Consider the following 13,133-nt stretch of genomic DNA (forward strand, 5'->3'; position numbering starts at 1 on the left):
CGGAGAGATCATGTCCCCTGCCCGCAAGCGCGCGGATGTTCTGCTGGTCGAGCGCGGCTTGTTCGAGAGCCGGGCCCGGGCGCGTGCGGCGATCGAGGCCGGCCTCGTCAGGGCTGACGACAAGCAGGTCGCAAAGCCCTCGGAGACGATCGCCGAGAACGCGGTGATCGAGGCCGAGCCTGCGCACCCCTACGTTTCGCGCGGCGGCGTCAAGCTCGCGGGCGCACTGGAGCGCTACCCGATCGACATCGAGGACCATGTCTGCCTCGACGTCGGCGCCTCCACCGGCGGCTTCACCGAGGTGCTGCTGGCCAACGGGGCGAGCCTGGTGTTCGCCATCGATGTCGGCACCAGCCAGCTGCACGCCTCGCTGCGCGATCATCCCAAGATCGTGTCGATCGAGGAGACCGATATCCGCAGCTATGAGGGCAAGCGGCTGCCGGCGCGGCCCGATATCGTCGTCATCGACGTCAGCTTTATCTCGCTCAAGGCGGTGCTGCCCGTCGCGCTGTCGCTCGCGGCTGCGCCGATGAGCCTGCTCGCCCTGATCAAGCCGCAGTTCGAGGCGGATCGGAAGCACAACAAGAAGGGCATCATCCGTGATGCCGCGGTGCATCAGACTATCTGCGAGGACATCGCGGCCTTTGCCGCGTCGCTCGGCTGCACCGACATCGAGGTGTTTCCCTCCTCGATTGCGGGCGGGGATGGCAACATCGAATTCTTCCTGGGCGCGCGCCGTGGTTGAACGCGTCACGATCGATCATGTCGGCCATCGCGGCGATGGCGTCTCGCTGACGACCGGCGATGCGGTCTACGTGCCCTACACGCTTGGCGGCGAGAGTGTCGAGGTCGACCATGTCGCGGGCCATCCCGACCGCCGCAAACTGCTCGCCGTCGACGTCGCAAGCCCCGAGCGCGTTGAGCCGTTCTGCCCGCATTTCGGCATCTGCGGCGGCTGCGCGATCCAGCATTGGGCGGCCGAGCCCTATCGTGCCTGGAAGCGCGACATCGTGGTCGAGACGCTGGCGCAGGCCGGCATCGATTGCGAGGTGGCGCCGCTGGTCGATGCCCATGGCGCCGGCCGCCGGCGCGTGACGCTTCACGGAAGGTTCGGCACACATGACGTGCTGAAGGTCGGCTTCTCGGCCGCAAGCTCGCACGACGTGATCCCGATCCATCGCTGTCCGATCCTCGATCCCGCGCTCGATGGCGCGCTCGATGCCGCCTGGGCATTGGCCGAGCCGTTGACGTCCAAAATGGCAGTGACGAAGCCGCTGGACATCCAGGTCACCGCGACCGCCAGCGGTCTCGATGTCGACGTGCGCGGCTCCGGTCCGCTGCCGACGCCGCTGGTCACGGCGCTGTCGCGCGTTGCCGAGCAGCATCGCCTGGCGCGGCTGACGCGGCATGGGGAGCTGGTGCTGCAACGCCTGCCGCCAACGATAAAGATGGGCCGTACTGAAGTGACGTTGCCGCCGGGCTCGTTCCTGCAGGCCACGGTGGCGGGGGAAGAGACGCTTGCTGCACTCGTTGCCGAGCGCGTTGGCAAGGCAAGGGAGGTTCTCGATCTCTTCTGCGGCGTCGGCCCGTTCGCTCTCAGGCTCGCCGAAAAGGCGCGTGTCACGGCTTACGACAATGACGCCGGCGCGATCGCCGCGCTCGCGAAGGCCGCGCGCACGCCGGGACTCAAGCCGATCAAGGCCGAGCCGCGCGACCTGTTCCGCCGTCCGCTGGTGCCGCCGGAGCTGCGCGATTTTGATGCGGTGATGTTCGATCCTCCGCGTCAGGGCGCGCAAGCGCAGGCGCTGAAGCTTGCTGCGAGCAAGGTGCCTGTCGTGATCGCAGTGTCCTGCAACGCCGCGACGTTTGCCCGCGACGCACGGCTGCTGATCGACGGTGGTTACAGGATCGAGACCGTCGTGCCGGTCGACCAGTTCCGACACACGCCGCATGTCGAACTGGTGGCGCGATTCAGCCGGTGACGCTATACCGGCAACTCTTCCTCAATTCGTTCCAGGCTGCTATGCTGACGGCTCGAATTGCGGCTGCCATCGCAGCAGGTAGGACTGCAGCGAGCGCACCGCGATCGCCAGCAGGATCCCGACGAACATCATGACGAAGATGGCGACCATCATCTCGCTGGCATTGGCCCGCGCCTCCGCTTCGATGATCAGCTTGCCGAGCCCTCGCTCGGCGCCGATGAATTCGCCGACGATGACGCCGATCAGCGCAAAAGACACGGCCGGCAGCAGCGAGGCGAACACCCAGGCGAGTGCGGAAGGGATCACGACCGTGCGCAGCACGGTGAATTCGCTGGCGCCCAGCAGACGGGCGGCGGCGATCTGATCGCGATCGACCGCCCGCGTCCCTTCAAAGGTGTTGAAGAACACCACGAAGAAAACGACGAGCCAGGCCGTCGCGATCTTGGAGAGATCGCCGAGGCCGAAGATGAGGATGACCAGCGGCACCAGCGCGATGCGCGGGATCGAGTTGAGCGCCACGATGTAGGGTCCGAACACGCGGGCAAGGAAGTCCGACCGGCCGAGGATCAGGCCGGCCGCGATTCCGCTCGCTGACCCGAACAGAAAGCCCCACCAGGTGTTCTTCAGCGTGACGAGCGTGGCGAACCACAGATTGTTGTCGTTGCCCTTGATGCAGGCGGCAAAGCCGCCGCGATCGGTAAAGCAACCAAGCCGCAGGAAGCTTTGCCAGATCAGCGATGGCTTGGCGACGAAATAGGGATCGAGGATCTTCGGTACGTAAGCCTTTGGCAGCAGCGCCTTGCTCCATTCAAAGCCCCACTGCCAGATCACGAGAACGGCTGCAAGTATAGCCAGCTGCCAGAACAGAATCACAATACGGCTGTTAGACATGGTCAGTCGGCCCTGATGCGGCGAAATTCCTCGCCGAGGGAATGCCAGATGTGAGAATAGAGGCGACCGAATTCGGCGGTCTCGCGCACGCCCACGGGATCGCGCGGGCGCGGGATGGCGACGTCGAAGTCTTCCTTCAGTCGCCCGGGCCGCGCCGAAAGCAGGATGATGCGGCTCGCCAGCGTCAATGCCTCGCCGAGATCGTGGGTCACGAAAAGCACGGTCTGCCGCTCGCGCTCCCATATCTCCAGCAGCGTCTTGTGCATCTCCAGCTTGGTGTGGGTGTCGAGCGCGCCGAACGGTTCGTCCATCAGCAGGATCTCGGGCTCCAGGATCAGCGTGCGCATCAAGGCGACGCGCTGGCGCATTCCGCCGGACAACATGCGCGGAAAGCTCCGCGAGAACCCCGAGAGCCCGGCCTTCTGGACCGCCGAAGCGACGCGTCCGGCGCGCTCGGTCTTTGGCAGCCCGGCGATCTCGAGCCCATAGCCGATGTTCTGCTCCACGGTTCGCCAGGGGAACAGCGTGTCACGCTGGAAGACATAGCCGACGCTGGGGTTGACCTTGCCAGTCTCGACCGTGTCCTCATCGATCAGGATCCGGCCGGCCGAACGCGGCAATAGCCCCGCGACCATGTTGAGGATAGTGCTCTTACCGCAGCCGGATGGACCGAGCAGCGCGACAAATTCGCCCTGCTTGACCTCGAAGGACACATCATCGACCGCCACGAACTCACGGCCGGACGCGTTGAATCGTTTCACGAGACCCTGCACCGCAATACGGGTGCGCGCCGCCGCTATTTCGTCCTCGTCTCGCGCGAGCGCAAGGTCCGGGCCTGGCGCGGCGATCATTTGTATTTCGCCCTGGCTGCCTGAAGGAAGCTCATGTCGACGACATCCTCGTATTTGGTTTCGGGAATGTCGGTGCCCTTGCGATACCACGGCTTGGCGCCGCGTTCGAACGAAGGCTTGTCGATGACACCGTCATATGCCCACGTCGACTTGTCGAAGCCGAGCTCGGCGCCGACCGCATCGGGGTCGATGCCGGAGAAATATTTTGGCGTGATCAGCGCTTGCACGTCCGCGAGCGGCGTCGCCTTCACGAACGCCATCGCGCGATAGATCGCGTTCACATAGGCCTGCACCATCGCCTTGTCCTGCTCGATCGTGTCCTGAAGCGTGTAGATCACGAGCACGGGCAGCGCCCCGCCGAAATCCTTGTCGAACACGCCGGGCTTGGAGGTGTCGTAAATCGTCTTGCCAAAGCCCTTCTTCTCGACCTCGACGATCCAGCTCGGCGGCGCCATGATGGCGTCGAATTGCTTGGTCTGGAGCGAGGGGAACATCGTGTTGGGCCCACCGCCGGCGACCCAGTTCACCTTGCCGCCCAGCCCGCGCGCTTCGAACACATAAGTGCCGAACACCCAGGTGCCAGATCCGATGGCGGTGGCGGCAACGATCGGCTTGGCGTCATCCGCCCGCTTGTACTCCGCAAGCTTCTCGACCGAATTGATGCCGCTGTCGTGAAGGTCTTGCCGGACCATGATATTGGCGTAGGAGCACACCATCTCGGTGGCGAGCAGGATCTTGCACGGCTTGCCGCGCGCGCTGAGCTGGAGCGGATGGCTGGCGTCACCATGCGCGAACAGGGCCTGCCCCGCCGCCAGCGTCTGGCGGCCAAACGTGCCCGCATTGCCGGTGACGAGCTTCGGATCGAGCCCTTCGTCCTTAAAGTACCCCTTCAGCTCCGCGATCATGCCGATGGCGTAGACCGGCGACACCGGTCCGAACGCAAGCGAGACCTGCTTACCCTCCGCCTGCAACCGTCTCGGCAGCAGCGATGCGCCGGCTAGTGCGGAGCCCGCGATCAGCGCCTGACGCCTAGTAATGCTCATGTGCTCCTCCTCCCTTGTTTTTGTTCGATCGCGCCGATCGTTCAGGACGGCGCGATCTTGATCGTCCCTGCTTGCCGCAGCGTTTCGATCTCGTTCGCGGAAATTCCGATCTCCCTCAGGATCTCGCCGCTATGTTCACCGATTTGTGGTGGATCGTAGCGGTTGGTCAGGCGCCGGCCGTCCATGGAAATCGGCAATAGCGGCGTCTTTGCCGTTCGGCCGTCGGGCAGCCGAATGTCGGTCAGGCCGCCCGACTGGTTGAGATGCGGATCATCGAAGAGATCGCCGGGCTTGTTCACCGGTGCGTAGGGCAAATCAAGCAGTTCGAGGCGCGCGGCGAGATCGGCCTTGTCCCATTGCTTGAAAATCTTCGCGATCTCGGGGATCAGCCAACCGCGCTGATCGACACGGTCGTTGCTCGTCGCAAAGCGCGGATCAATGAGCCAGGCTTCACGATCAAAGGAGCGGCAGAACGCCGCCCATTGTTCTTCGCCGACAATAGTGACGAACAGCTTCGAGCCGTCCCGGGTGTCGAAGAGATCGTAAACCGGCCACGGGCTGTCCTTGATCGAATAGGGGATCGAGGGCTGACCGCTGACCACCTCGCACATCATGGCCTGCGCCATCAGGAAGACGTTGTTCTCGTAGAGCGCACTCTGGATATAGCGACCTCGGCCGGTCCGTTGCCGCTCGGCGAGAGCGGCCTGGATCGCGATCACACCGAACATGCCGCCCATGACATCGTTGACCGAGGCGCCGGCGCGCATCGGCCGGTCGGGCAAACCGGTCATGTAGGCGAGGCCACCCATCATCTGCACGACCTCGTCGAGCGCGAGGCGGTTCTCGTAAGGGCCAGGCAAATAGCCCTTGAGCGAGCAATAGATCAGGCGCGGCGCGAAGGCGGCGACGGTGTCGTAATCGAGACCGGTCCGCTTCAACAAGCCCGGTCTGAAATTCTCGATCAGAACGTCGCTGTTCTGGATCAGCCTGCGTGCGATGTCCCGGCCTTCCGCGGTCGACGTATCCAGCGCGATGCTGCGCTTGTTGCGGCTGTAGGTGGCGAAGAAGCCGGCGGCGGGTCCCTTGAAATACCGGGTGCGGTCCCTTTTGGCGGCTCGACCTTGATCACGTCGGCGCCGAGATCAGCGAGGATCAAGCCGCAGCTCGGCCCCATCACCATCTGGCTGAACTCGATGATACGGATGCCGGCGAGCGGACGAAGCTCCGACGCGGTCTCGCGCGCAGCCGCCGTCATGCCGCCCTCCGCAGAACCTTGGGGATGCCGGCCTCGTGCAGATGCCCCGTTAGGTGCTTTGCCGGGATATGGCGGGTGAGGATCTCGCGTGTCTGCATCAGGCGGTCGAGGTCGATGCCAGTGGAAAGTCCCATGCGTTCCAGCATGAACACCAGATCCTCTGTGACGATGTTGCCGCGCGCACCGGGGGCAAAGGGGCAGCCGCCCAGCCCGGACACCGCGGCGTCGAAACGGCGGATGCCGGCTTCGAGGCCGGCGACTGCATTGGCAAGGCCGGCGCCGAGCGTGTCATGCAGATGCAGCCGCAGCGTCATTTGCGCCCCGACTTCGCGCCTGACAGCTCCGACGATCTGCCCGATCAGCTTAGGGTCGCATAGCCGACAGTGTCGGCAAGCCCGATTTCGTCGGCACGGGCCTCCGCAAAGGCGCGCGCCACCCGGCACACGGCCGCTTCACTGACCTCGCCTTCCAGCGAGCAGCCGAACGAGGTCGAGATCGCACCCATCAGTTGCGGCCTCTGGCCCACCGGCCGGGCATCGATCGCCGCACGGACTGATCGAAATCCTTCGATCTGCTCATCGACCGAGCGGCGCACGTTGGCCCGGTTGTGCGTCTCGCTCGCCGAGACGACGAAATAGATGGCGTTGACGCCGGCGCTAATGGCGCGCTCGGCGCCCTTCGGGTTCGGCGCCAGCGCGCCGATGACCGCCGATTTATGTGTGAGCGCATGCGCCATCACGTCGTCGACATCGGCGAATTGCGGCACGACTTTTGGCGGCACGAAGGATCCGGCATCGATCTCGCCCAAGCCGGCGGCGGCGATCGTGTCGATCAGCGCGCATTTGGCTTCGGTGGGAAAGAAGATGTCGAGATTCTGAAGACCATCGCGGGCAGCGGTCTCGCAAATGTAGATATCTGGCGCGTACGCCATCGGGACTCTCCCTGCTCGATTGTATATTATTGCGTAAAAGAACAATCGATGAGACACTCTGTCAAGCTCTAAACTTTGCGTGCACTGCAATGACGGTATCCGACAGTTCCCGACAACGCACCGCCAGAAACAGTGGTTCTGAGCGTGCCGAACACCTCGCCGGCCTGATCATGTCGCTCGCCCGACGCGAAGGCATGAAGGCCGGCGATCGCTTGGTCGAACAAAGGCTTGCGGACGCGCTCGATCTTCACGCGCGCCGATCCGGCTCGGCCTCAAGGCTCTCGAGACGGCGGGATTGGCGTATGGCGAGCCACATCGCGGCTTCGTGCTGGCGAAAAGCCCGACCAGCGGCGCGGCCAAACCGGCGCTCGCGGCGATTCGGCACAGCGAGCAGATCTATGCGACCATCGCAGGCGACGTGTTCGCGAGCCGGCTGCCGACTGACGTCACCGAAGCGGAGCTGATGCGCCGCTATGATCTAAGCCGGGCTGAGCTGCAGCGGTTGCTCGACCGCATTGCGGCCGAGGGATGGATCGCTCGTCTGCCCGGCTATGGCTGGCGCTTCGCGGAGACCCTCTCCAGCCCCGAAGCACAGGCCAAGGCGATGGCGTTTCGTGCGGTAATCGAGCCGGCGGCGATCGCGCAGCCCGACTTCATGCTGCCGCAGGAGGTGATCGCTCGCTTGCGTGAGCGCCAGCGTCGCATCCTGGAAGGCGAACTTGAGAAGATGACGATCGGCGAGATCTATCACTCTGGCTGCGAGTTCCATGAAGGGATTGTCCGCGGCGCCGGTAATCCGTTCTTCGTTGAAGCGCTCAAGCGCGTGAACTCGATCAGGCGCCTATTCGCCTATCGCAGCTTCGCCGACCGCGAGGGCATGCGGCGGCACGTGCGCGACCATTTGCGCCTGCTCGAAGCTCTGGAAACGCGGCGCTACGGCGAGGCGTCGGAACTGATGGCCAAGCACCTGCAGCGCCCGCTGGTGGCGGGCCTATCGTGACGTCCGTTCCGCGGTGATCTCTCAGCGTCGAAGGCCGCTTAGCGCCGGCGATTCGCCGGGCAGCATGTCCGACCTGATGTCGCTATCCATGCGGCCCGAATCTCGTTGGGTGAAACCCGCCCCGAACGACAGGCTGAGGTTGGATGTCGGCTTGAATTCGATACCTCCGAATGCGCCATAGCCGGGCGCAGCGCCGGAGGTCAGCGGCGCAACCGAACTGCCGATGCCGTTGCCATATTTCAACGTGTCGAAGCCGGCAAAGAACGTCACGGGCATGCCGCCCGCGCTCTTCATGTTGTAGCCGAACTGCGTGCTGTCGTAGGACAGGGCGCTAAAATTGGCCAGTGGTCCAGTCTGGTTAAGACCGCTCCAATTCAGGTTGCCGCGCTGGCTGCCGACAAAGAAGCCGTTCGCAAAACTGGTGCGCCCGCTGGCATCGAAGCTCGGAAAATTGCCATAGGTATCGGAGCTCTGGCCGGCACTGCCGCCAAACCCGAAAGCTCCGCCCGGTATCCAATAACTCAGCGGCGCGGCTTGCGCATGAACCGGTGCTCCACCGAGGCAAAGCACGGCGAAGAGAGCTGCGAAACCACAAGAACCTGCAAGGCCGGACATTCAGGCTTCCGTCGAAAAAGGGGCCCCCAAATTATAACCTCGGGATCGCGCGAATGCCAGCGGAGGGGCGCTGCATATCGCGTGATCCAGTTCCAGGACGACGTTGTCTTGATGCGTTGAACCTCCCCCGCGCCGGATTGACCCACATAGAGGACGCGTGAGCCTAGGTCGCAGCGCAGTCCCGCAGCGCGCAATTGCGCAGACCCTTGAAAATGCCCAACCTTTTTATGGAGACTGTCATGGAGGTCAATTCCGACAGGTTGAATGCCTTTATGGGCAAGATAGTCACCGAGTTCGGCGCGGCGATGAATGCATCGCTGGTCCTGCTCGGGGACAAGCTCGGTCTCTACCGGACCCTCGCCGCCAAGGGGCCGATGAACTCGACCGAGCTCGCGAGCGCCACCGGAACGGCGGAGCGCTATGTCCGCGAATGGCTGTCGAGCCAGGCGGCATCCGGCTACATCGAATACGATGCCGCATCTCGAAAGTTCTCGATGCTGCCCGAGCAAGCGATGGCGCTCGCCGATGAGGACAGTCCGGTCTTTCTCGGTGCGTTCGGTAACGTCATTGCTTCAGCCTTTCTCGATGAGCCAAAGGTCTCGGATGCATTCAAGTCCGGTAAAGGCGTCGGCTGGAACCGGCGCAGCGAGTGCCTGTTCTGCGGCACCGCCCGCTTCTTCCGCACCGGCTACATGCATCATCTGGTGCAAGAGTGGTTGCCCGCGCTCGACGGTGTCGTGGACAAGCTGAAGCGTGGCGCCAAGGTCGCTGATGTCGGCTGCGGCCACGGCGTCTCGACGCGGCTGATGGCGCAAGCCTTTCCAAACTCACGCTTCTACGGCTTCGACTATCATGAGGGCTCGATCGAGGCCGCGCGCAAGGCGGCAGTCGAAGCCGGGCTCGGCGATCGGGTCAGCTTCGCGGTTCACTCGGCCAAGACCTATCCGGCTGAAGGGTACGATCTCGTCTGCTTCTTCGATTGCCTGCACGACATGGGCGATCCCGTCGGCGCCATAAGCCACGTGCGCCAAACCATGGCGAAGGACGGCACCTGCATGCTGGTCGAGCCGTTCGCGGGCGACCGCCTCGAGGACAATCTCAACCCGGTCGGGCGGGTCTACTATGCGGCTTCGACAATGATCTGCACGCCGGCCTCGCTCGATCAGGAGGTGGGCCTCGCGCTCGGCGCGCAAGCCGGCGAGGCAAGGCTACGCAAGGTCGCCAGCGAAGGCGGCCTGTCGCGCTTCCGCCGCGCCGCCGAAACACCCTTCAACCTGATCCTGGAGGCACGGATCTGATCTTCACCGGGCGCCGGGCGCATGAACGCGGCATACGGCCATGCCGATGCCGCAGCCTCGGCCGGCGCCGTCATCCTTGCCTGCCTCGAATCGCAACGTAAGCTGGCGATCGAGCAAGCCGGCGCGTATCCGCCTGACGGGAAGGATGACCATGAAATATTCTGGCCTGACGTTCGCCGCGCACCAGAAATTCGGTGAGCGCGGCATCATGGATATCATCAGCCTGATCGGCTATTGCGATCTGGTCTCGATGACGCTGATCACGATACAGGCGGAAGCGCCGAATGACAGAGTGCCACCGCTCGCGCCGAAATAGAAGCAGTACGCGCCGTCCATGACGCAAGATCCCTTGCTCACGCGCCTGACATCCGCCTTTGCCGAGGTGCCGGGCATCGAGGCCATTGTGCTCGGCGGCTCGCGTGCGCGGGGCAGCGCGCATACGACGTCCGACTACGATATCGGCCTCTATTTCACGGCGGCCGCTCCGCTGGATACGGAACGGCTGCTGGCGGCTGCGAGGGCGCTCGCCGAAAACCCGGCGGCCGCTTCAGTGACGCCGATCGGAGAATGGGGACCGTGGATCGTCGGCGGCGCGTGGCTGTCGGTTGAGGGATACAAGGTTGATCTGCTCTATCGTAACGCCGATGCCGTCGAAGCTGTGATGGAAACCTGCCGCGCCGGGACCGTCACCATGGACTACCAGCCCGGCCATCCGCACGGCTTCTGCTCGGCGATCTGGATGGGCGAGATCGCCTATTGCCAGCCAATGCACGATCCGCGAGCCCTGATCGCGCGGCTTAAATCTATTGCGCGGCCCTATCCGCGATCCCTGCGCGATGCTTTGATCCGGCGATTTCAATGGGAGGTGCTGTTTGGCATCGAACATGCCGAGCTTGCTATCGCGCGCGACGAGCGGACTCACATTGCCGGATGCATATACCGATCGCTCGCCTGCGTCGCACAGGTCCTGTTCGCGCTGAACGAGCGCTATCTCATCAATGAAAAGGGCGCGCTGCTGGAGGCAGCGCACTTGCCGCTGACGATTCCGCATTTGGCCGGACAGGCAAAGGAGGTCTGGCGGCTGATTGGCGACGGCGCCCTCGCGCCCGCCTGCAATGTTGTGCGGGAAATCGACCGGCAGTTGCAAGTGCTGACACAGTCTGGTGCGAAGCAGCCGTAAGCGGCTACGCCGTCACGTCGACCGAGGACGATGAATCCGCCGGCGGATATTTCGTCACCGGCACCATGAAGGACTTCGTGCCGACCTGGTAGATGATCTTGCCGTTCTGACCGTCATCGGTCGCGATCTGGGATTGCCCGAACATGATGACGTTCTTGTAGACGATGCCGGTGCCCTGGCGGGTGATGCCGTCGGTGGTGACGCTGACCTGGGCTTCGTTGCCGTTGACGGACAGCACGCGAAAGCTCGCGCTCTTGCCGTTGTCACTGGAATAGCCGCCCCAGCTTCCCATGAGACGGCTGTCGGAGGCCGGCGGCGCCTGTTTCGCCAGCGTCGCGGTCTGCTTGCCGGCGCCGCCCGCGGAAAACAATAGCACGAGGTTCTTGCCGTCCTTGGTGCCGACCGTCACCGAACCGAAGGTGATGAGCGAGCCGCTGATTTGGGCAAAACCACGGTCGGTGTGCCCATTGTGGGTGTACTCGACCTGTGCCCGGCTGCCGCGGATGTTCACGACCTTGAAGCCGACGGGCTGGTTATTGCCTGCCCAATTGCCCTTCCATTCACCGAGCAGAGCGCTCTGATGATACATCCGCTCGTTGGCGGGCGAAATCTGGCTGGTGCTTTGCGCGATGATGGCCATGGACTTGCTCGGTGAACGGTCCCGACGAACTCGCGTGCTTTCGATGACAGGCAGGCGACGTCAGAAACATTCAGAAACACCTCGAATAGGCCACGCCTTAGTTAATGAACGGTTAATCCAACCGTCGCACGCGGCGAGACAATTGGCCTCACTGCAGTGGGACTTTAGCGGCCCCAGCGGTCCGACCAGATTTTCTCGCCGATCAGGCAGTTCACACGCGGCTCCTTGTCCTTGTCCGCAACGTGCACAACCGGATGCTCGGGTGTGCGGTCGGCAACTTCCATCAGCAGCTTGGTGCGGATCGCTTCCTTGAATTTTTCGCGATCCTTGATCGAGATCACGAAGGAGCCGGGACCGCCGATGACGCAATCCTCGTAGTAATAATCGAGGTTGTCGATATCCATGGTCGAATAGGATGGCTCCTTTACCATGATCGGCAGGCCGTTGATGATGATGCCTTTCTCGAGCGCAGCATCGCGCGCCAAGGTGACCGGGCCGCCATTGTTGTTGGGGCCGTCGCCTGAGATGTCAATGACGCGGCGAATTCCATGATAGGGATCCTCGTCGAACAGCGGCATCGCAAATCCGATCGCGCCGGAGATCGAGGTGCGTGAGGCGCGCCGGATCGGCGTCTTCATGATCTCGGCTGCGACCGCGTCCGCCGACTCGGGTCCGTCGATGAGGCGCCACGGGATGATGATCTTCTGATCGGAGGATGCAGCCCATTCGAAATAGGTCACCGCGATCCTGCCATTGGGGCCGGCCTTCAGCGCCTGCAAAAATTCCTTGGACTGGATCGCCTGCGCGTAACCCTCGCGCTGGATCGCGAGCTCGTCCATGTCCATGGAGTAGGAGACGTCCACCGCAAGGATCAGCTCGACATCGACCGATTGCGCATCGCCGTCGGCCGCCTGCCGCTGATGTCTTGACGGTTCAAATTTCGGCGGTTCAAGTTTAGGACTTGGTGCCGCGATGCCCGCGACGTCCCCCCGGCAAGCACGCCGGCCACCAGCACAGCCCCGATCGAGAACAGCAACCGCATCGCAGTCTCCCGTCGTATGACGCGATGGTGACATGCAAACGCCTTACCGCAAAGTGCGAAGATCGCTTGTGCTTCACAATTGGGTTAGGGATTTGCGAGTTTGGGGTCTTCGTGCACTGCGCGAAATCGCCGCCATGTCGCCACGCTTGCGCCGCCGCGCGTTCGCGCCATGGGACGGAGCACCCCGCCTACTTGTTCCCTGTGATTTCCATGCTAGGCTGACCATACAGATGGGGATGGAGTCCCCCGATAACCGCCCGGCGGTCGAATGACCGTAGTGGGCTGATGACTCCTGCTTGAGGTGAGGCAATGATTGAGCCTCTGCCTGAGGCGGGAGCATGGACAAACCCGCCGCTGGCGGGTTTTTTTGTTGCCTGAAACGAAGGCGAGGGACGTGACGACGAC

Annotated in this window: 12 protein-coding genes, 3 pseudogenes and 1 riboswitch; of the genes and pseudogenes, 6 read left to right on the forward strand and 9 right to left on the reverse strand. The window is 63.4% G+C overall.

All coding sequences use genetic code 11. The features are described 5' to 3' along the window. Positions 1-10 precede the first annotated feature (10 nt). Both ACTGJ9_RS33615 and ACTGJ9_RS33620 read left to right on the forward strand, forming a co-directional pair. Positions 11-745 (forward strand): TlyA family RNA methyltransferase, encoded by a 735-nt coding sequence (locus ACTGJ9_RS33615; protein ID WP_456674544.1) that lies wholly within the window; start codon positions 11-13, stop codon positions 743-745. After that, positions 738-1,982 carry a class I SAM-dependent RNA methyltransferase gene (locus ACTGJ9_RS33620; protein ID WP_456674545.1) on the forward strand — a complete coding sequence of 415 codons (1,245 nt, stop codon included), beginning with the start codon at positions 738-740 and terminating at the stop codon, positions 1,980-1,982. The genes ACTGJ9_RS33615 and ACTGJ9_RS33620 overlap by 8 nt, the downstream gene beginning before the upstream one ends. 39 nt (positions 1,983-2,021) lie before the next feature. On the opposite strand, the gene ACTGJ9_RS33625 is transcribed toward ACTGJ9_RS33620, so the two are convergent. The 6 genes and pseudogenes from ACTGJ9_RS33625 to ACTGJ9_RS33650 form a co-directional block, all read right to left on the reverse strand. After that, positions 2,022-2,873, reverse strand: a complete 852-nt coding sequence (locus tag ACTGJ9_RS33625; RefSeq protein ID WP_456674546.1) for an ABC transporter permease — start codon at positions 2,871-2,873, stop codon at positions 2,022-2,024. Positions 2,874-2,875: 2 nt separating this feature from the next. Further along, positions 2,876-3,724, reverse strand: a complete 849-nt coding sequence (locus ACTGJ9_RS33630; protein WP_456674547.1) for an ABC transporter ATP-binding protein — start codon at positions 3,722-3,724, stop codon at positions 2,876-2,878. Continuing rightward, positions 3,721-4,767, reverse strand: coding sequence for an ABC transporter substrate-binding protein (locus ACTGJ9_RS33635; protein WP_456674548.1), 1,047 nt, complete (start codon positions 4,765-4,767; stop codon positions 3,721-3,723). The genes ACTGJ9_RS33630 and ACTGJ9_RS33635 overlap by 4 nt, the downstream gene beginning before the upstream one ends. 41 nt (positions 4,768-4,808) lie before the next feature. Further along, positions 4,809-6,022 (reverse strand): annotated as a pseudogene (locus ACTGJ9_RS33640) (CaiB/BaiF CoA transferase family protein). Then, positions 6,019-6,953, reverse strand: a pseudogene (locus tag ACTGJ9_RS33645) (hydroxymethylglutaryl-CoA lyase). Before ACTGJ9_RS33645 ends, ACTGJ9_RS33640 begins: the two co-directional pseudogenes overlap by 4 nt. A gap of 68 nt (positions 6,954-7,021) precedes the next feature. Beyond that, entirely contained in the window at positions 7,022-7,204 is a 183-nt protein-coding gene (locus ACTGJ9_RS33650; RefSeq protein ID WP_456674549.1) for a hypothetical protein, read from the reverse strand. Between the two features lie 44 nt (positions 7,205-7,248). Here ACTGJ9_RS33650 and ACTGJ9_RS33655 point away from each other — a divergent pair, with 44 nt between their 5' ends. After that, positions 7,249-7,953, forward strand: coding sequence for a GntR family transcriptional regulator (locus ACTGJ9_RS33655; protein WP_456674550.1), 705 nt, complete (start codon positions 7,249-7,251; stop codon positions 7,951-7,953). A 21-nt stretch (positions 7,954-7,974) separates the two neighbouring features. Here the strand turns inward: ACTGJ9_RS33655 and ACTGJ9_RS33660 are convergent, their stop codons facing one another. Further along, entirely contained in the window at positions 7,975-8,568 is a 594-nt protein-coding gene (locus ACTGJ9_RS33660; protein WP_456674551.1) for a hypothetical protein, read from the reverse strand. Positions 8,569-8,807: 239 nt separating this feature from the next. Between ACTGJ9_RS33660 and ACTGJ9_RS33665 the strand changes: the two genes are divergently transcribed. The 3 genes from ACTGJ9_RS33665 to ACTGJ9_RS33675 all read left to right on the forward strand — a co-directional run bounded on the left by ACTGJ9_RS33665 (position 8,808) and on the right by ACTGJ9_RS33675 (position 11,046). Continuing rightward, positions 8,808-9,866, forward strand: coding sequence for a class I SAM-dependent methyltransferase (locus tag ACTGJ9_RS33665; RefSeq protein WP_456674552.1), 1,059 nt, complete (start codon positions 8,808-8,810; stop codon positions 9,864-9,866). A 151-nt stretch (positions 9,867-10,017) separates the two neighbouring features. Continuing rightward, on the forward strand, positions 10,018-10,182 hold the full coding sequence (locus ACTGJ9_RS33670) for a hypothetical protein (protein WP_456674553.1): 165 nt from the start codon (positions 10,018-10,020) through the stop codon (positions 10,180-10,182). 33 nt (positions 10,183-10,215) lie between these two features. Further along, the gene (locus ACTGJ9_RS33675) at positions 10,216-11,046 is read left to right on the forward strand and encodes a nucleotidyltransferase domain-containing protein (RefSeq protein ID WP_456674554.1); all 831 of its coding nucleotides are present in this window, start codon (positions 10,216-10,218) and stop codon (positions 11,044-11,046) included. Between the two features lie 4 nt (positions 11,047-11,050). Here ACTGJ9_RS33675 and ACTGJ9_RS33680 read toward each other — a convergent pair whose 3' ends face one another. Then, positions 11,051-11,686 carry a hypothetical protein gene (locus tag ACTGJ9_RS33680; RefSeq protein WP_456674555.1) on the reverse strand — a complete coding sequence of 212 codons (636 nt, stop codon included), beginning with the start codon at positions 11,684-11,686 and terminating at the stop codon, positions 11,051-11,053. Positions 11,687-11,850: 164 nt separating this feature from the next. Then, positions 11,851-12,728: pseudogene (locus ACTGJ9_RS33685) on the reverse strand (DUF1194 domain-containing protein). Positions 12,729-12,951: 223 nt separating this feature from the next. After that, positions 12,952-13,030: riboswitch (Fluoride riboswitch) on the forward strand. Positions 13,031-13,133 lie beyond the last annotated feature (103 nt).

It is taken from the genome of Bradyrhizobium sp. RDM12 (assembly GCF_051917485.1).
Lineage (GTDB): Bacteria > Pseudomonadota > Alphaproteobacteria > Rhizobiales > Xanthobacteraceae > Bradyrhizobium.

Excerpts from the sequence above, each read along its gene's own strand:
- ACTGJ9_RS33615 (WP_456674544.1), top strand. The coding sequence starts at position 11 with ATGTCCCCTGCCCGCAAGCGCGCGGATGTTCTGCTGGTCGAGCGCGGC.
- ACTGJ9_RS33625 (WP_456674546.1), bottom strand. The coding sequence starts at position 2,873 with ATGTCTAACAGCCGTATTGTGATTCTGTTCTGGCAGCTGGCTATACTT.
- ACTGJ9_RS33630 (WP_456674547.1), bottom strand. The coding sequence starts at position 3,724 with ATGATCGCCGCGCCAGGCCCGGACCTTGCGCTCGCGCGAGACGAGGAC.
- ACTGJ9_RS33635 (WP_456674548.1), bottom strand. The coding sequence starts at position 4,767 with ATGAGCATTACTAGGCGTCAGGCGCTGATCGCGGGCTCCGCACTAGCC.
- ACTGJ9_RS33660 (WP_456674551.1), bottom strand. The coding sequence starts at position 8,568 with ATGTCCGGCCTTGCAGGTTCTTGTGGTTTCGCAGCTCTCTTCGCCGTG.
- ACTGJ9_RS33665 (WP_456674552.1), top strand. The coding sequence starts at position 8,808 with ATGGAGGTCAATTCCGACAGGTTGAATGCCTTTATGGGCAAGATAGTC.
- ACTGJ9_RS33670 (WP_456674553.1), top strand. The coding sequence starts at position 10,018 with ATGAAATATTCTGGCCTGACGTTCGCCGCGCACCAGAAATTCGGTGAG.
- ACTGJ9_RS33680 (WP_456674555.1), bottom strand. The coding sequence starts at position 11,686 with ATGGCCATCATCGCGCAAAGCACCAGCCAGATTTCGCCCGCCAACGAG.